Source organism: Sulfuriferula multivorans (assembly GCF_003851125.1).
GTDB lineage: Bacteria > Pseudomonadota > Gammaproteobacteria > Burkholderiales > Sulfuriferulaceae > Sulfuriferula > Sulfuriferula multivorans.
Map to the genome: position 1 here is coordinate 1 of NZ_BGOW01000084.1, position 1,098 is coordinate 1,098.

Genomic DNA, 1,098 nt, shown 5'->3' on the forward strand with positions numbered 1-1,098 from the left:
AAGCGCGGGCATCCTGCCATTCAGCAGATATTCCAGCAGTTCCCGCACCGGCCGGATGGCCGCACCGAACGGCAGGCTTTCCGAGCCCCTGAAGAACAGGCCTTTGCCGATATCGCCGCGCAGCGCGGCAGCCAGTTGTGAATCGATGCAGAATTGTCCGGCTTTCGCGATGCCGTCGCGCAGCCCGCACTGGGTCAGGCAATGCAGCCCGGATGCGCAGCGCTCCGGATGGCTTTTGGCACAGTCCTGCAGCTTGCTTTCCCGGCGCAGGTAATTGGCCAGCCACGGGGTGCGCACGGCGCGCGCCGGCAGGCCGGCGACGCTCATGAAGGTGACGATGTCTTCCGGTCTGGCTTCCGCCAGCACTTTTTTGAAGTTGGGGTGGGCGTCGCCTTCTTCGGTCACTGCGAACGGGGTGCCGAGCTGTACCGCGCTGGCGCCGCGGGCGAGCAGGTCGCGAATCTTTTCGTGGGTGTTGATGCCGCCGGCCGGAATGAGCGGGATTTGTTCGCGTTCGATGCCCAGTTCCTTGAACAGCTGGAATACGCTGTCCAGAACGCCGGGGAAATCGAAGCGCGGGTCGTTGATGTCTTCCGGTTTGGGGGCGCCAAGGTGGCCGCCGGCGTAGCGCGGGTGTTCGATCACGATGGCGTCGGGCAGGCGCTGCTTGCGCATCCATTTTTTCAGGACGATGCCGATTCCGCGCGCATCGGAGAGGATGGGGATCAGGGCTACGTCGGGATAGCCTTCGGTCAGTTCGGGCAGGTCCAGCGGCAGGCCGGCGCCCATGACGATGGCTTGTGCGCCGCTCGCGCAGGCCTGGCGCACCAGGGTGGGGTGTTCGGCCACGGCTTTCATGACGTTGACTGCCACGAGGCCGGCGCCGCCTGCGGTGGCGAGGGCGGCTTTGATTTCCCGGTCCAGGGCGAGCAGGTTGAGCTGGTCGAGTGCCGTCTTGTCGCGGCAGTGTTTGCTCTGCGCGAGCAGGTCGGGGTGATGGTGGCGCAGGTCGATGCTGGCGATGGTGCCGACCGCGCCCAGCCGCGCCACGGCGCCCGCCAGCCGGTGCGCGGAGATGCCTACACCCATGCCGCCTTG

1 protein-coding gene is annotated in these 1,098 nt (G+C 66.5%); it reads right to left on the reverse strand.

What is annotated here, in order from left to right:
• On the reverse strand, positions 1 to 1,089 hold a 1,089-nt coding region (locus EI185_RS17655; RefSeq protein WP_133372253.1), incomplete at its 3' end, for an NAD(P)H-dependent flavin oxidoreductase.
• Between the last annotated feature and the right edge of the window lie 9 nt (positions 1,090 to 1,098).